Source organism: Photobacterium aphoticum (assembly GCF_001029435.1).
GTDB lineage: Bacteria > Pseudomonadota > Gammaproteobacteria > Enterobacterales > Vibrionaceae > Photobacterium > Photobacterium aphoticum.
The window spans coordinates 34,216-51,724 of record NZ_LDOV01000042.1; the positions used below are offsets into that span (position 1 = coordinate 34,216).

General features: G+C 49.3%; 13 protein-coding genes. 3 read left to right on the top strand and 10 right to left on the bottom strand.

Annotated features, from left to right (window positions below; all coding sequences use genetic code 11):
• Nucleotides 1-81: 81 nt before the first annotated feature.
• The 6 genes from ABT58_RS20655 to ABT58_RS20680 all read right to left on the bottom strand — a co-directional run bounded on the left by ABT58_RS20655 (nucleotide 82) and on the right by ABT58_RS20680 (nucleotide 7,224).
• Nucleotides 82-735, bottom strand: a complete 654-nt coding sequence (locus ABT58_RS20655; protein ID WP_047876339.1) for a TorD/DmsD family molecular chaperone — start codon at nucleotides 733-735, stop codon at nucleotides 82-84.
• A 99-nt stretch (nucleotides 736-834) separates the two neighbouring features.
• Nucleotides 835-1,680, bottom strand: coding sequence for a dimethyl sulfoxide reductase anchor subunit family protein (locus ABT58_RS20660; RefSeq protein ID WP_047876340.1), 846 nt, complete (start codon nucleotides 1,678-1,680; stop codon nucleotides 835-837).
• Entirely contained in the window at nucleotides 1,677-2,303 is a 627-nt protein-coding gene (locus tag ABT58_RS20665) for a DMSO/selenate family reductase complex B subunit (RefSeq protein WP_047876341.1), read from the bottom strand. Before ABT58_RS20665 ends, ABT58_RS20660 begins: the two co-directional genes overlap by 4 nt.
• 12 nt (nucleotides 2,304-2,315) lie before the next feature.
• On the bottom strand, nucleotides 2,316-4,751 hold the full coding sequence (locus tag ABT58_RS20670; protein WP_047876342.1) for a DMSO/selenate family reductase complex A subunit: 2,436 nt from the start codon (nucleotides 4,749-4,751) through the stop codon (nucleotides 2,316-2,318).
• 571 nt (nucleotides 4,752-5,322) lie between these two features.
• A complete protein-coding gene (locus ABT58_RS20675; RefSeq protein ID WP_047876343.1) occupies nucleotides 5,323-6,180 on the bottom strand; it encodes a hypothetical protein in 858 nt (285 codons plus the stop codon).
• Between the two features lie 432 nt (nucleotides 6,181-6,612).
• Nucleotides 6,613-7,224, bottom strand: a complete 612-nt coding sequence (locus ABT58_RS20680) for a LysE family translocator (protein WP_047876344.1) — start codon at nucleotides 7,222-7,224, stop codon at nucleotides 6,613-6,615.
• A gap of 131 nt (nucleotides 7,225-7,355) precedes the next feature.
• On the opposite strand from ABT58_RS20680, the gene ABT58_RS20685 reads away from it, so the two are divergent.
• On the top strand, nucleotides 7,356-8,369 hold the full coding sequence (locus tag ABT58_RS20685) for a GlxA family transcriptional regulator (RefSeq protein ID WP_047876345.1): 1,014 nt from the start codon (nucleotides 7,356-7,358) through the stop codon (nucleotides 8,367-8,369).
• Between the two features lie 702 nt (nucleotides 8,370-9,071).
• Here the strand turns inward: ABT58_RS20685 and ABT58_RS20690 are convergent.
• The 3 genes from ABT58_RS20690 to ABT58_RS20700 form a co-directional block, all read right to left on the bottom strand.
• Nucleotides 9,072-10,382 carry a DASH family cryptochrome gene (locus ABT58_RS20690; RefSeq protein WP_047876346.1) on the bottom strand — a complete coding sequence of 437 codons (1,311 nt, stop codon included), beginning with the start codon at nucleotides 10,380-10,382 and terminating at the stop codon, nucleotides 9,072-9,074.
• Between the two features lie 168 nt (nucleotides 10,383-10,550).
• Nucleotides 10,551-11,126, bottom strand: coding sequence for a sugar O-acetyltransferase (locus tag ABT58_RS20695; RefSeq protein ID WP_047876347.1), 576 nt, complete (start codon nucleotides 11,124-11,126; stop codon nucleotides 10,551-10,553).
• Between the two features lie 105 nt (nucleotides 11,127-11,231).
• Entirely contained in the window at nucleotides 11,232-11,954 is a 723-nt protein-coding gene (locus ABT58_RS20700; RefSeq protein ID WP_047876348.1) for a GntR family transcriptional regulator, read from the bottom strand.
• A gap of 270 nt (nucleotides 11,955-12,224) precedes the next feature.
• On the opposite strand from ABT58_RS20700, the gene mngA reads away from it, so the two are divergent.
• Together mngA and mngB are read left to right on the top strand one after the other, a co-directional pair.
• On the top strand, nucleotides 12,225-14,165 hold the full coding sequence (mngA, locus tag ABT58_RS20705; RefSeq protein ID WP_047876356.1) for a PTS 2-O-a-mannosyl-D-glycerate transporter subunit IIABC: 1,941 nt from the start codon (nucleotides 12,225-12,227) through the stop codon (nucleotides 14,163-14,165).
• A gap of 172 nt (nucleotides 14,166-14,337) precedes the next feature.
• Complete coding sequence (gene mngB, locus ABT58_RS20710; protein ID WP_047876349.1) at nucleotides 14,338-16,980, top strand: mannosylglycerate hydrolase; 2,643 nt, start codon at nucleotides 14,338-14,340, stop codon at nucleotides 16,978-16,980.
• 155 nt (nucleotides 16,981-17,135) lie between these two features.
• Here mngB and ABT58_RS20715 read toward each other — a convergent pair whose 3' ends face one another.
• Nucleotides 17,136-17,369: a glutaredoxin family protein gene (locus ABT58_RS20715; RefSeq protein ID WP_047876350.1), complete on the bottom strand. Its 234-nt coding sequence runs from the start codon at nucleotides 17,367-17,369 to the stop codon at nucleotides 17,136-17,138.
• Nucleotides 17,370-17,509 lie beyond the last annotated feature (140 nt).

A 17,509-nucleotide genomic window follows, 5' to 3' on the forward strand; every position in this document is an offset into this window, starting at 1 on the left:
GGTGTACTTTTCCGCGTGCTCGGTAGTAGGAGAAGGCAGCACATTCAATCGATAAGGCTTGGTGTGTGCTGCCTGTGTGCGTTATCGGTACAAACGTACGATACGGTAATCGGCTTTGGTCAGTTGCGCCAACTGGCGCAGGGTGCCTTCTGCGGCAAGACTCATGCCTTTGTAAAAATCCGTCGTCGCTTCATCACGCATGATGTGCAGCATGCGCGGTGCCCACGATAATACGTGTTCACTCAAAAACTTCTCTAGGGCACACAATAGCGGAGAGGGGTGGTCGTCAGCAATGTCTTGTTGCAGCGCCATTTCACATAAATGTGCAATAAAGCAGAAAATCAGGCCGATGTGATCGTCTGGCTCGTGTTCGCCAGTATCAATTTCCACACCAAACTGTAGATAGAATTGTTTAATGGCCGCTGTTGGCGCGCCAAACAAGGTTTGTTCTTCCGTCAGGTACACGGATGCCCACGGTGCCGCTTTTAGTGCGTTAGGGCCGATGAACAGATCGGCAAAGTCCTGCTTAATCGCCGCCATGTCTGGTTGCGTGCTCAGTAGGGCTAAGCCTTGTGCCAGAGAATCGTTATCCACATCCAACGGCCACTGCGCGATCAACGACTCTTGGTAAATCGGGTCGATGAAATCCGCGCTAGGGGCTTGGTGAAACGCCTGATAGAAGAAACGGCTCACTAGCGATAAACCGGCTAGAGTGTGAAATTGTTGCTCTGTCATAAAAAACTCGAAATTCGTAATGCGAAAAAGGAAGGCTAATCACTTAGCCTTCCTGCAGGTACGGATAAATAACCGCGTACTTATCCGTACGAGTGATGATTACATACCTGCGCTTGCGCTGATGTATACATCGTAGAAGAACGCGCGGCCCATGAACTCTGAAACCAGTACCAGCACAAAGCTCGCAATTGCCACGCGCATGGCTTTGTTACAGCCTTTCATTGCGCCAACCAGCCATACTAGCAGACCCAACATCAGCAGGCCTACACGCATCATCGCTAGGCGGAACGAGTAATCTACTACGTCAAACGGGTTAAGTTGAATGTTCAACTGGCCTAGCCATACCAAGTATGCTGCGTAACCCATTAGGGTTGCCGTACCGAAAATCGCTGCACCCATTGCCAGTGCGCGATCGGCGTTAGCGGCCACATCACCCATGCTGGTGGACTGTGCACGTAGCATGATAGCAGCTGCGATTGGACCAACCACACCAGCAGTCATCAGGAACTGGAACGCGGTGAATGGCGTGTTCCACGTTGGTACAGTAACTAGCGTGTACACGTTCGCGATGGCCATGATGAACACAATACCCAGTGCCATAGACACAGGCAGCAGCACTTTGCGAATGGCAGGCATGATGTCCAGCAAACGCATACCGGTGTACGCAACAGCCGCACCGCCGAACAGGCTCAGGCCAACGATTTCAAGGCTTAGCGCACTGCCGTGCGCCAGACCAAACATCACGTTGAACATACGGAACGGCTGACCAAGGTGTGTTACCGATGCGATAGCACCCACACCAAGCAGTACAAATACCGCCATGAAGCTGCGCGTCATCGCTTTGTTGTTTGGCTTGAAAAACAGCTCAATCAGGCCAAGTGCGATGAACATACCAACAGCACTTTGTGCCAGTACGGTAAAGAAGACTAATGATAACTGGCTCATGCACCCACCTCCGTTGGGTTCTGGATCGATCCTTTCTTATCGCCAGTCAGCTTGCTGTTAGAACAAGTGCTGATAATAAGGTTAGGGCTGGTTAAACGTGGATCAGGCAATGGTGCGATATCTGCACGATCACCGTACTTCGCACGTAGCTCATCAATTGGGCCGAAGTCCAAAGCACGCAGTGGACAAGATTCCACACACACAGGATCTTGACCGGTACCGATGCGCTCATAACAGCCATCACACTTGGTCATGTGCTTCTTCTCTGGGTTGTACTGTGGTGCGCCGTAAGGACACGCCATTTCACAGTAGCGACAACCCACACACACGTCTTCGTTCACGACCACAAGGCCGTCTTCTTCACGCTTGTGCATTGCACCGGTTGGACACGCTTTGGTACACGCCGGGTTGCTACAATGGTTACAGCTGATAGACATGTAGTAGGCGAAAACGTCATTGGAGAAGGTGCCGTCTTCGTGTTGTACCCAGTCACCGCCTGCGTATTCGTAGACACGACGCCAGTTTACGCCAACAGGGAGATCGCTTTTGTCTTTACAAGACACCTGACACGTTTTACAGCCAGTACATTTGCTGGTATCAACGTGGAAACCGTATTGAGTCATTTATTCTTCTCCTTAGGCCTTAGCTACTTCAACGAGGATGGTGTGCTGTGGGTTACCTTTCGATAACGGTGTCGCACGTTGTGACGTTAGCGAGTTGATACAACCGCCTTGGTCAACACCATTCTTGTCTGGGCTGTACCATGCGCCCTGGCCTAAAGCTGTTACCCCAGGCATGATGCGAGGTGTAACTTTGATTGCAACACGGATCTCACCGCGATCGTTCCATACTTTCACGAAGTCGCCGCTCTTCAGGTTACGTTTTGCAGCGTCAATCGGGTTCATCCAAATACCGTCGAACACCACTTCACGTAGCCACGGAATGTTGTGGTAAGTGGAGTGGGTACGGCCTTTGGTGTGGTAACCAAATAGCTGTAGCGGGAATTGCTCAGTCTTTGGATCCAAGTGGCTTTCCCATGTGGTCACGTACTGTGGCAGCGGCGTGATCACGTCACCGTCTTTCAGTTCCCACTCTTTCGCGATAGTTTCTAGCTTGGTTGAGTAGATCTCGATACGGCCAGAAGGGGTGCCCACTGGGTTCGCTTCTGGATCTTTACGGAAATCTTCCAGCGCGATACGGCCTTCTTTTGGCGCGACCACGGTGTAAGGACCGTTCTTACGTAGATCCTCCAGTGAAGGAATGTTTGGATCTTGCTTCATGCGCTCGGCATACAAGTATTCCAACCACTGGTCACGGCTGCGGCCTTCAGTGAATTGATCGTACAGATCAAAGCGCTTAGACAGCTCCGCACACATTTGGTAAGCACTGCGTGTTTCGTACAATGGCTCGATAGCACGAACCAGCGGCCACAGACCCGCCATAGAACCTGAAGAGTAACCGTCAGAGCTCACTTCGTTGTTTTCGATAGTGGTTACGTCTGGCAGTAGCAGGTCAGCGTAACGGGCAGACGCGGTCATGTGGTTATCACACACCACGATGAACTCAGCCAGTGACTCATCTTTGATGATTTCAGCCTGACGGTTCAGATCCGCGTGCTGGTTCATCAGTACGTTACCTGAGTAAGCAAGGATGAACTTGATTGGCGTACGCATACGCTCGTCACCCTGAATACCGTCCGTTTTGTTCGTCATTTCTTCGTGACGCCAAATTGCATCACTCCATTTGAAGAACGGCACTTTTACCTGAACAGGGTTAGTACCTACAGGGATACGCGGTGCTGGGTAGCCGTAGTTCGCTGGCATGTCACCGGTGTTGGTACCTGGCAGACCGATGTTACCGGTCAGGATAGGTAGCATAACGATGGCACGTGAAGCCTGCTCGCCGTTTGCCTGACGCTGGATACCCGTACCTTGCGTGATGAAACACGGTTTCGCGGTACCAATTTCACGCGCAAGTTGCTGAATTTTCTTCGCTGGGATACCCGTGATATCCGCCGCCCACTCAGGGGTTTTCGCGATACCGTCAGGGCCTTGACCTAGAATGTGTGCCTTATAGTGACCATTCTTTGGTGCGCTAGCAGGAAGGGTTTTTTCGTCATAGCCTTGGCAGTATTTGTCCAAGAAGGCCTGATCCACTAAGTTTTCAGTGATCAGTACGTGCGCGATACCTTCTACCAGTGCCGCATCGGTACCCGGACGGATTGGTAGCCACTCATCTTCTTTACCCAACATGGTGTCGGTGTAACGTGGGTCGATGATGATGGTACGTACGTTGTTTTTACGCTGTGCGTTAATGTGCTCGTGGATCTCACCACCACCACTCATACGGGTTTCAGCCGGGTTGTAACCGAACATCACCAACAATTCAGCGTTTTCGATTTCAGTGGTGTAAGAACCGTAAGCTGCGGCTTTTTTGTCGCCGTAAGTGAACGGCAGAGCAAACATGATCTGGCCCCAGCTGTAGTTACCGTAGTAATCCAGGAAGCCGCCCATCATGTTGAACAGACGCTTGAAGCAGTCTTTACCATCGGTACGGTAGCCTTGGGTACCTGAACCGTAAGTAATGAAAATAGAGTCGTTACCGTATTCTTTGATGGTGTACTTTAGTTTGTCCGCCATCAGATCCATCGCTTCGTCCCAGCTGATGCGCTCGAAGCGGCCTTCGCCACGTTCGCCCACACGCTTCATTGGGTACTTCAGACGGTCAGGGTTGTATACGCGGTGCTTGATAGAACGGCCACGCAGACACGCACGGATTTGGTGCGTACCAAATTCGCCGTTGTCATCACCACGGTTGTCGGTTTCGATTTGCGTGATCACACCGTCTTTAGTGTGTACACGCAGTGCACAACGGCTACCACAGTTAACCATACATGCAGACCAAACGGTTTTGATCTCACCGTCTTGGGTAGCAGCTGTCTCTGCCGCTGCGGCTTTTAGAGGTAGTCCCATGCCAACGGCAGCGGTTGTACCGCCGACAGCCGCACCCCATTTCATGAAGGTTCGGCGCTTCATTGGCGACAAGATTGCTTCGTTAATCCAGCTCTTCATATGGTTCCCATAATGAATGAATATTTATATTTTTGATTATTTATGCTCACAAAGAGGTCGTGTAAAAAGTCATAAAATGACATTTTTCGACAAACCTATTCTAAAGGGGAATGTACTTAGGGCTGGGAGTAAATTAAATGACTAAAATCATTTTTCTAGCACGATTTTTGCCTCATTCAGAAATTGCTCGTTCATTATATTTTATAAAATTTAATATATTGTCACAGGTGTTTCGTGGTGTTTCAGGATGGTGATGTAATGAACAATGTCACTTTTTGTCTTTATATGTTTTCGATGGAAGCAAAAAATACATTTCAATACACAAAATGAATAGATGTTGCATAGTGGTAAGGCGAGATGTGCATGAGAACAGTGTGTTTTGTTAATATTATTTCATAATTCGAGTGTGTTTTTAGTGGCGGGTGCTGGAGGGAAGGTGAGTAAAGGCCGTGTGATTACATTTCCTTACAGTCGATCATTCAGAATGCGGTATCACTTGATCAAAAAAGCTAGCGGTTCTTGCTAGCTTTTTTGTGGGATTTCCCCAAGTGATACAGTGAAAGATACAGCGTTAGGATTCACACACAAACCATGCACTGGCCGGGGCGGTAATAAAGGCTTTATCGTGCCAGCTGATGTGCTCCCATACCGGTGCGGTGCGCACATCTCCTTTGATCTTCTCTCTGGTCAGTACTTTGACCAGCCCTTCTTTTACACTGTAAACCTGTCCGCGATAGGTGTAGCCAATGGGGCTGGTTTTGCTTTGATCGTAATAACAGACGGTGGTGCCAATGTTGGAGTAAATGTATTGGCTTTCATTACTCCACGGTTTCGGCGCCGCAGCAGGTTGGGCCGCAGATTGAATAGGGGCTTCAACCGTTGTGGAAGGCACGAGCTGGCGATACGTGGTGTAGGGCTGATACCCCAAAATTTGTGCCGCTTCTTGCCATTCAGTATCCAAGGTATAAGGGTTTTCAGTCAGGCGTAATGTCACAAATGGGCCATCGAGACAGAGATCAGCCCATAGATCGGTACTGGAAATACGGGCAGAAAACAAAGGCATCTCATTCACGGTGTTCGGGTTGGCGACACACCAGGTTGCGGTTTGCTGGTGGATCAAGGTGCCGTGATTGGCATCACAGACCCGTTTCGCCAAGGCTTGATACTCCGCCACATCATGTTTCGCGCTGTCTTCCCCAGTAGAACAATAGCGGTAAGCGAATGAGTAGGTGTCTTTCGGGTAAAAAGCGCCTTTATCCACCACGGCACCGTTACGTCGAGTGTCGTTATAGTCGATGAAGGTCTGAGTGGTATCTAGCATGCTGTATTCACCGGCCCGGCGAGGTTCGTCGGGGGTACTGCTACAGCCAAATAAAAGGGTGGTGAAAAGTGCGGAGAACGTGTACTTGTAAAAAGGAGACTGAGACATATTACACCTAGTTATCACGTCTTTGCATTGTACTCAATCTACGACTAGCGGCCGTTGCTAGTGATATCTTCCTTAATGCGTATATGAGACGGGGATAGGGTTCAAATTTAAGATGGGTATAAGTATATCGGGTTTCTTGCACTCTGCTGGTATGCAGAAAGAGACGGGGTGAGACTGTAATGATCAGATTGAGGCTGAGATCCCGATTTTCTCACGAGAATCGCATCACTCTTCATCATATTGGAACAAAAACAGGAATGCGGTGAGGGGGTAGGGGCTCGCTTAGTGTGTGGATTCAATATGGAGAGCGAGATGCAGAGGTGAAATACAAAGACTAAATGTTGTGACAGCTAAAAGGTTTGTGCGAACCCGCAGGTTCCATTTCCGTGTGTTCCGTATTGCGGATCCGCACAAAGAGGGAGGCTAATGCCTTTATTGACTCAGCGGCAAACTGGCACCCAGTAGCGCAAAGACCGTACCGCAACCGCGATTAAAGCGCTGACCACTTTTCTCCAGCCATGGGCGCAACTGGTTCGCAATGCAGGCCACCATAAACTCCACGCAAAATTCCACCACCGCGAACGTACCAGCCAAAATCACGAACTGAAGCCATAAAGGTTGTTCGGTATTCATGAACTGTGGCAAGAACGCACCAAAGAACAGCAGCACTTTAGGGTTGGCAATCGCAGCCAGTAACCCTTGGCGGTAACGTGACGCGTGGCCTTTATCCGCGATTTGCACATCTTGGTTCATCTGAATACCCGGCGAGCGCCATAGTTGAATACCGAGGTAAATCAGGTACGCCCCTCCTAACCATTTGAACACGGTTAAGACATGGGATGAGGCCATCATCAATGAGCCAATACCGAACATCGACAATGCGATCACCAGAATAAAACCGGACACGCCACCACAAATCGTTGCGAGCGCTTTTTTACGGCCATACATGGCGCCGTGACTGAGGGCGAGCATGCCATTTGGCCCCGGAGCAAACGCTAGGCCTGTGACGGCAATCAGATATAAAAACCAAGTGTCGAGAGACATGTAAAACCTTATAACAAAAGAGGGTGTCGATAGGGGCGCAGTATAGGGTGAGCATATAAAAATAGGATGGTCATTATTAGACGTAATTTGGTAAAATATAGACATTCTGTTTTTATCGGTGATCTGCCTTAATGCCTGACTCTGTGCCTGTCTCGACTAACACCTCCTCTGCGCCGGATGTGCGCTTTTTATTGATCCCGTTACCGGCTTTTAATCTGCTGCCATTCGGCGGTTTTCTCGATAAGCTGCGTTTTTCGGCTGATGAAGAAGATCATAGCCAGCAGAAATACTGTCAATGGACGGTGGCGGGATTAACGAAAGGCGCGTTATTGTCCAGTAGCGGTGTGGCTATCGACATTCCTACGGCATTGGATGAATTGGATCTGGCCGATTATGACTATGTCGTGATGTTTGGTGGACGCAGTGCGCAGGCCTCCATGGCCGAAGCGCCAGCCTATAAACCTTTTTTGCGTCGTGCAGCGGCGAAAGGGTTAACGCTGGTGAGTGTCGACAATGCCACCTTCTTGCTGGCTGCCGCCGGGTTATTGATGCAACGTGAGGTAGCGGTGCATTGGCGACATGTTCCTGAATTTGAGCAGGCCTTTGCTGATGTATCAGTACAAGCGGATCAGCTGTTTTGTTTAGATGGTAAGCGGATCAGTTGTGTCGGTGGGGCGGCGGCAATTGAACTCGCCGTGGCTTTAGTGGCTCGCCATTGCGGGCAGACTAAAGCGGTAAAAGGACTGGCAGATATGTTGGTCGATAACTTGCGCAGTCAACGCCATGCCATCCGTTCTTATGATGATGTGATGGCTGCCGGAGCGGGTGCGAGTCGCCATGTACAGCGCGCCATTGTACTGATGCACCATGATATTACTCAACGTAAAACCATCGAGGCACTCGCCGCTGAATTAGGGGTGTGTCGTCGGCAGTTGGATCGGTTGTTTACAGACGAATTTGCGCTGACGACCAGCCAATATTGGATGATGATGCGAATGAATCACGCTTGCTGGCGTTTGCGACACTCCACGTATCGTCTGAGTGATATTGCAGAGGAGGTGGGCTTCATGGATGTCAGTTATTTTGGCAAAGTATTTAAGCGTCATGTTGGTTGTACTCCTAAGCAATATATTGCTGAAAAATAAAAGTATCTTTTAGTAATGTGCTTACAATATGCAGGCGAAAGATGTTTTCACCGAAACTTAAAGATGAATATTAATTTTCGCTATGTATATCAATCAATAACGTGTATCACTGACAATTTGACTTAATAGCAGTGCGTGGAATCGTTGTAAGGTTAAGTTGATAAATCTGTAAATTATTGATGATGTGAAATATGAATTTTTGCCTTACATGTTCTGCATCGATAAATCGAAGAATATAACAGCTTTTGTATGAAATTTCGTTTGATTCGGTAGGCTTGTACATGCTCGCAGCAGTTCATTGCTCTCTCCCTATATGTCACCAATACGTTATTAATGTCCCTTTCCTGTATCATACTAATGATAGAGAACACAGTTAAAGTGACACAGATCAATAAATGCAACTGAATAATATTTTGTCATTATTTATTACAGCTTATTTATAGTTAAGACGCTGAATATTGATAAATGCAGGGGGTGAATATTGTTGTTAATAATAAAAAACTGCGAGTGACATAATAAAATTGCTATTAATGGAGGTGTTTTCATGCGAGCGGGTAAATATGGTGTGAGTTTTGATTTGTGCGACAAATAGACCCTGTCACGATGGGTGTTGGTATTTGTTGGGATAATATTTGTTATTTATATAAACAGCGCGTTGCGAATAGAGTTCGCACACGCTTAAAGGTTTACCTTATTTGGGGACTACCAAATCGGCCAGTCTGCCGCATCGACAGAATCGAGATTGCCATCGTGATCATTGCCTCGCCACTTGCGAATGAATTCCCCTTTGGGATCAAACATGTCAGTTTGTTTTTGCAGGTTAAAGTGACGTTGTGCGACCGGATCGGCCCCTACACCTGCTAAATACTGCCAGTTCCCCCAGTTTGAGGCGGTATCATAATCAAGCAGGTGTTGTTCGAAATAGCCTGCGCCATAGCGCCAATCGACACTCAATTCATTGACCAAACAGCTGGCGACGATCTGTCGGCCACGATTAGACATATAGCCTGTGGCTTTCAACTCATTCATGAGCGCATTCACGATCGGATAGGGAGTATTGCCTTCACACCAGCGACGAAAACGTTCCGGATAAAAGGCGGTATTCGGACCATGATCTTTAATACCTCTAAAAGCAAACAGTTTGGTGCCATGGCGGTAGGCATACCACTGAAAATATTCTCGCCATAACAGCTCAAATTTGATCCATCCGGTTGAGTCGTTAGCTTCAACCTCTTGCTCATACGCATCGAGTTTATCCAAAATTAACCGGGGTGAAATACAGCCTGTTGCCAGCCAAGGCGAGAATTTTGTGGATGTTGTCCAGCCATCCAGCGCGTTACGAGTTTCCTTATAGTGACTGGGATGCGAAGACGCAAAATAGGTATCTAAGTGCGTTAAAGCAGTCGATTCCCCCCCCGTGAACGCACTTTGGGTGGATGCATTGAGGATGGGGGTTAGCACATCAAATTGATGACTGTGATGCGGCCGTGGGGGTAAGACATCGAGTGCAGCCGTCGCACTATTGATGGGTAACTCTTCAACGCTTCGACGAAATTTGGAAAACGTTTCCGGCAGGTCGGTGAGCTCAAAGGGTAATTCTGTGCGATCAAACAGGGTGTGCGTGGCCACCTGCTTAAACGGCAAATAGGGATAACGGCCTTGCAGGGTTTGCCAAACCCGTTGTTCATACACGCCGGGGTGTTCGCTGCTGTAGACGGCAGCAATATTATGCTGAGTGATCAACGTAGGTAAAATATTCAGTGGATGCTCTAACAGCACATGCAGATATTGGTTCCGCTTCGCCAGTTGTTCACTTAAATCTTGTAAAGATTGCAGCAGAAATTGCATGCGAGGTTGGCCGTAGGTTTGGATACGGTACGGGTAGCTATTCGCGCGTTCGCAAGGTAAACAATAGACACAAATCAGGTGATCCATTTCGGAGGCGGCCAGCATCAGTGCCGTATTATCGTGCAGGCGAAGATCGTGTTGAAACAGAAACAAACCCGTTGCCATAATGTGCCTCTCCTTTATGAGCGCTGTAGTATAACTATAGGAAAGATCTGGGAGTTAAAGGCGAGATAGCGATGAAAATTGCCGCGAAACCCTGTGGCATCCACAGCAATTTTTATCAAGTTGTCTGAACGATCACGTTCAGAGAAACTGGAAGTGACGAAGGGGGATTTACGCTTTGGCCTGGTGCTCGCGATCTTCGTGGGTGAGTTGGCGGATCACCTTGGCTGGAGAGCCTGCGACCAGCGTATCGGGCGGCACATCACGTGTTACTGTGCTGTTTGCGGCAACCACAGAGCGCGCGCCAATGGTCACGCCTTGGCAGATCACCACATGTCCACCAATCCACACATTGTCTTCCACCACAATCGGCTTACAGAAGGTTTCCCAACGTTCACGGCTTTGGTAATCCAGTGAATGGGTAGGCGTGTAAAACTGAACGTTAGGGCCAATTAACACGTGATCGCCAATGCGGATCTCGGCGTTATCAAGCATGGTGGCACCCATGTTGATAAAGGTATGGGCGCCAATGTGGATTGTCTTACCAAATTCACACAGAAATGGCGGCAGGATATGGCTGTCCTCGCCAAAAGAGCCGAGAAGTTGCTCTGCCAGTTCACGTGGCGCATCGCCGGGGTGTTGGTTAATCGCGACTTTTAGCGGGTAAGCGTTTGCACGAACGGCTTGAATTTCGGCGTCTTCACCATCGAAAATCATACCATTCATCATCTTTTCAAATTCTGTCATCACAAGCTCTCATTACGGCATAACACGAGGCGTGTATAGGTGTTTTTATATACAAGGTGTCTTTATGTACTCGGTGTATTCACAGTGCTTACATCAGGAACGTACTTAGTAGTGGCGATTACGTTTGGCCACCAAAGTAAATTTGTAGTCTGACGACTTAAAGTAGTTACGGCTGTACTCAAACACCGTGCCATCAGCCAAGTAACCTTTGGTGATTTTCTCGATGATCGGTTGCTCGGCGGGAATTCCCAATTGCTTCACCACTTCTTCCGGCGGCAGGACCGGGATGATTTCCTGTTCACTGCGGTCAATCACCATTTTCTTGGTGCCTTCAATGTACTCATATTTTGAGCCCTGCATGACCTCATAGCTGAGATCCGGGAACAAGGACAAAGGCAGCCAGGTTTCTTCCAGCGTGACGGGGTTGTCATCAATAAAACGCACGCGCTTGACGTAAAAAATACGCTCATTAGGGGCAATTTCTAACGCTTCGGCAATGGCTTGCGAAGGCACGGTGATCTCAAAGGCCAAAATTTCGCTGTGCGTTTTGACATTCAGGTGGCTGAGTTTTTCTTCAAAACTGCTGTACTGATACATGTCGTAGTTGACCTTGTTGTCCTTTACATAGGTCCCGCTACCTTGAATGCTTTCCAGTACGTTTTGTTCAATCAACAGTTTTAAGGCTTGGCGAACCGTCACACGACTGACCGAATGCGCTTCACGTAATTGTGCTTCGGTCGGTAGCGCTTCACCCGGCAAGTATTCACCGGACTGGATCTTGGCTTTGATGGCTTCTGCGATCTGACGATACATAGGCAGGCGTGCCATGTTTCTCTCCTTAAGCGGCGCAGGATCTTGCGCGCAAGCGTGTCGTTATCTAGTAATTACTCATGATTTGGTAAACATTTTACCGATTTATCGCCTTAATTCAAAGTTGTCATATACAACCGAGGTAACAAGATAATACAACAATAATACCTATCTGTAAGAAATCGTGAAAAAGGTCACAGAAGTCCTCATGCTAGATACGTATTATATTTGTATTAATACAACTAAGGGCGACCCACGCCCATCAGGATGACGGTACAGAGGATGACGATGAAACTGACGACCCTTACCCACAAGTCGTTGATTGCTATCAACACGACGTTTGACAGTCGTGAAGCAGCAATCCATGCGCTGGCGGAGAAACTCGACCAGCAAGGCAAATTGCACGATAAGCAAGCCTACCTAGACGCCGTGTTTGCCCGCGAAGAGCAAGGCCCAACCGCATTAGGTGAAGGTTTGGCGGTTCCTCACGGTAAAACGGATGCGGTGAAAGAGGCCGGTTTTGCCGTGGCGACATTAAAGCAAGACTTGAAGTGGAAAGGGATTGATGAAGACGAAGATGAAGACGTCAATCTGGTCTTTTTGATCGCCATTCCGAATGCAGAAGCGGGTTCCACCCACATGCATTTGCTGACTGAACTGACAACCACGCTGGTGGACGATGATGTGCGTGAAGCGGTACTGAATGCACAAACGGCAGAGGAGCTGATGGCGCTGCTGGATGGCAATGCGGAGTCAGAAGCCAAACCAGATAATGGTAATACAAATTTAGCCGATGCACCGACGATTGTCTGTGTGACGGCGTGTCCGGCGGGGATCGCGCATACCTATATGGCGGCGGAATACCTGGAAAAAGCCGGTAAGAAAATGGGCATTAATGTCCATGTGGAAAAGCAAGGCGCAAACGGGATTGAAGGGCGTTTAACGGCCGAACAACTCAATAACGCAGTGGCCGTGGTATTTGCAGCAGAAGTCGCGATTAAAGAAATCGAACGCTTCAACGGTATTCCTCGTGTTGAAACCCCAGTCGCTGAGCCGATTCGTCACGCAGAGCGCATTTTGAATGATGCGATGGAAGCGTCAAAACGCGGCAGAAGTGAAGCGGCGGTGGCTACGGAAGACAAACCGAAAAAAGTGCCGTTGAAGACAGAGCTGAAACAAGCCTTGTTGAGCGGTATTTCGTTTGCGGTGCCATTGATTGTGGCAGGCGGTACGGTACTGGCTGTGGCGGTCTTGCTGGCCCAAATTTTTGATCTGCAAGACTTGTACGCACAAGACGGTTCATGGCTGAACATGTACCGAAAACTGGGTGGCGGTTTGCTGGGCACCTTGATGGTACCGGTACTGGCGGCCTACACCGCGTACTCGTTGGCTGATAAACCGGCGTTAGGGCCAGGTTTTGCAGCGGGCTTAGCGGCGAACATGATTGGTTCGGGCTTCCTTGGCGGCGTCGTGGGCGGTTTGATTGCCGGTTACGTGATGCGCTGGGTGAAAGAGAACGTGCGTCTTAGTCCTGCCTTCAACGGCTTTTTGACGTTCTACCTCTACCCGGTGATTGGCACCTTGGTGGTGGGCAGCTTGATGCTGTTTGTCATTGGTAAGCCAGTGGCGATGCTAAACCAAGGTTTGACGGACTGGCTAAACGGTTTATCTGGCTCTAACGCCTTGCTATTGGGCGCCATCATCGGCCTGTTTGTGTCATTTGACCTTGGTGGCCCGGTGAACAAAGCGGCGTATGCGTTCTGTTTGGGCGCGATGGCAAACGGTGTGTACGGTCCGTATGCGATTTTCGGCTCAGTCAAAATGGTATCGGCCTTCACGGTAACGGCATCCACCATGTTGGCGCCACGTTTGTTTAAAGACTTTGAAATTGAAACCGGTAAATCCACGTGGCTATTGGGCTTAGCAGGTATCACCGAAGGTGCCATCCCAATGGCGATTGAAGATCCTATCCGCGTTATCGGCTCGTTCTTGGCAGGCTCTGTCGTGACGGGTGCCATCGTGGGTGCGGCAGGTATTGGCCTGTCTACACCAGGGGCGGGGATCTTCTCTATGTTCCTTCTGCACGATGCAGGCATTGGTAGCTTCATGGCAGCCGGTATCTGGTTGGGCGCAGCGTTGATTGGCGCGGCAATTTCTACCGTGATGTTGATTGGCTGGCGGGCCCATGCAGCAAAAAAGGGCACCTTTAAAGTGACCGCTGACGCGTAATCCAACCGTGCAGTGTGCCTAGCAATATCAGTACACCGTTAGGCACGTAAAAGCTCAATGTCACGTCACAGTATTTACACCGCCGGAGGGCAATAACTTCTCCGGCGACACACTCTTGTCGGGTGCACACACCGTGCGCCCGACCATAAAGCAAAATTCAGGTAAAAAGATTATGGCTACATCTCGCGTTCATATTACTCCACACATGCACTGGGACCGTGAATGGTATTTCACGACGGAAGAGTCACGCATTCTGCTCGTGAATAACATGGAAGAAATATTGGCTCGTCTTGAGTCAGATCCGGATTACAAATTCTATGTGTTGGATGGCCAAACCGCTGTACTGGAAGACTACTTCGCCATCAAACCCGAAAACACCGAGCGCGTGCGTGCGCAGGTGCAGGCTGGAAAACTGATCATCGGCCCATGGTATTCACAAACTGACACCATGCAGGTTTCCGGTGAATCTATCGTGCGTAATATGCTGTACGGCATGCGTGATTGTTTGAACTTTGGTGAGCCAATGAAGATTGGTTACCTGCCAGATTCTTTCTCGATGAGCTCACAGTTGCCAATGATTTATAACGGCTTTGGTATTGATCGCGCCATGTTCTGGCGTGGTTGTTCAGAGCGTCACGGCACCGATAAAACCGAGTTTATCTGGCAAAGTAACGATGGCAGTGAAGTCATCGCACAGGTGCTGCCATTGGGTTACGCGATCGGTAAATACCTGCCGGAAGACGAAGCGGGCTTACGTGACCGTTTGGACAAATACTTCCCGGTACTAGAAAAACCGTCAGTGACCAAAGACATCTTATTGCCAAACGGTCACGACCAGATGCCGATCCAGAACAATATCTTTGAGGTAATGGATACGCTGCGCGAGATCTACCCGGATCGCGAGTTCCTGATGAGCCGCTACGAAGAAGTGTTTGAGCGCATCGAAGCCGTTCGCGATCAGCTAGACACGGTAAAAGGCGAATTCAATGACGGTAAATACATGCGTGTTCACCGTACCATTTCTTCAACGCGTATGGACATCAAACTGATCCACGCCGAAGTGGAAAACAAGATCGTCAATATTCTTGAGCCATTGGCGGCCATTGCGTGGACACTGGGCTTTGAATACCACCACGGTCTGATTGAGAAAATGTGGAAAGAGAGCATGAAAAACCATGCTCACGATTCTATCGGCTGTTGTTGTTCAGACAAAGTGCACGCCGAGATCCTTAGCCGCTACATTCTGGCGGATGACATGGCGACCAACCTGATCAACTTCTACAAGCGTAAAATTGTCGATCACATGCCTGCACGCGAAGGCTGCGATAAATTAGCGCTGTTCAATTTGTCTCCGTATGCCCGTGAAGATGTGGTCAACACCACCATTACCATTCGTGCGCAGAGCTTCTCGCTGTTTGATGAGCACGGCAACCCAGTGGAATACTTTATTCAGGACAAACGTGAAATTGACCCGGGTAAAGTGGACCGTCAAATTGTGCATTACGGTAACTACGATCCGTTCATGGAGTTTGATATTCAGATCAAGCACCCAGTACCGGCAATGGGCTTCACCACCCTGCACATTGAAGGCAACCGTGACGGCGCAGTGAAAGCGCCAGCTACCACCGCAGAGTGCATGGAAAACGAATATTACCGTATTACTGTGAATGCGAACGGCACGCTGAGCATCTTTGATAAAGAGACTGAGCAGACGTTTGATCAGGTACTGCGTTTGGAAGATGGCTCTGACGACGGCGACGAGTACGACTACTCGCCATCACGTCAGGAATGGTTGCTGTACTCGGATGAATTTGCCGCAACAACGGAAATCATCGAAGAAGGCTTCCAGTCAGTGGCTAACATTGCACTGCGTATGGCGGTGCCAGACAACTTGGCAGCCCGTGAAACCCGCAGTAACCAAGATGGTTACGTTGACGTGCAGTGTCAGGTGGTACTGAAAGCCGGTACGCGCCGCATTGAAGTACGCATGGAGCTGGATAACCAAGCCGACGATCACCGCTTACGAGTGTTGATCCCAACGCCATTTACCCCTGAAACGGTGGTGGCCGATAACCAGTTTGGTTTGATCACCCGTTCAGTCGATGACAGCGAAATGACTAACTGGGAAGCCGAGGGCTGGAAAGAAGCACCCGTGCCGGTTTACCAGCTGATGAACTTTGCAGCGCTGGAAAATAGTCAAGCAGGTATGGCGATCATGTCGAACGGCTTGCGCGAGTTTGAAGTGATTGCGTCACAGGACGGCGACAAGAAAGACACGCTGGCACTGACCCTATTCCGTGGTATCGGGGTTCTGGGTAAAGAGAACCTGTTGCTGCGTCCGGGGCGTCCTTCAGGCATCAAGATCCCAACGCCAGATTCACAGGTACGTGGCAAGTTGGTGTGTCACTTCACCCTGTTTGGTTTTGCGGGCAACCACATTGATGCCAACATCATGGCTGAAGCGCGTGACAACGTGACGCCGATTGTTTGCTACAACAAGATCCCGTACAACGCGATGAAGCTGAACGTGGGTAAGCAGGATCTGCCGTTAACGTATTCACTGCTGAACAAAGACATGACCGGTGCGGTACTGAGTGTGCTGAAAAAAGCCGAAGATGAAAATGCCTTGATTCTACGTGTGTACAATCCATCTGAAACCACCACGTTGACCGATGGTATGGCCTTTAGCCAACCTGTTACTGAGTGGGTGGAAACGCGCATGGATGAAGTGGCGCTGGACGAGCAGAACACGACAGCATGTCTCTTCGGTGAGCTGCGTCCGTGTCAGGCTAAAACATTCCGCGTACGTTTTTGATAGCCTGTAGTGAAAGCTGAATCACCCGTTAGTCTGTAAACAGAAATAGCTTTAAACAGAAAGCGGCCTCAGGGGTAACCCTTGAGGCCGCTTTTTTGTTCTCGTCACTTTAGTACACGTTGTTTATGTACTCGCCGTATACGAACCGTGCCGAGTCAGTCTTTCGCGCGTAGCTGATTTTCAAATTGCTTCATATTCCAGCCAATCAATACGCGATCCCCGACTTTCAGAACCGGCACCGAACGCGCACCGGTTTGGTTAAATTCTTTGCGACCGCTAGGGGAAGCCACATCCACACGGCGGAATGGGTAGCCTTTTTCCGTCATGTAGCGTTCGGCATCTTTACAGTGCGGGCAGTTTTTCTGGGTGAATAGGGTGATACGTTTCATGGGTCATCATCTATTGTTGAGCGTTTTTGTTGAGCGTGAATGTCAACACACAGTTCACATGACCCTACTCTGAGCGGCTTTGATCAGAAATGCAATCGGCACACTGTATTTTGTGTCATTGCAGGGACACATAGCGCGTG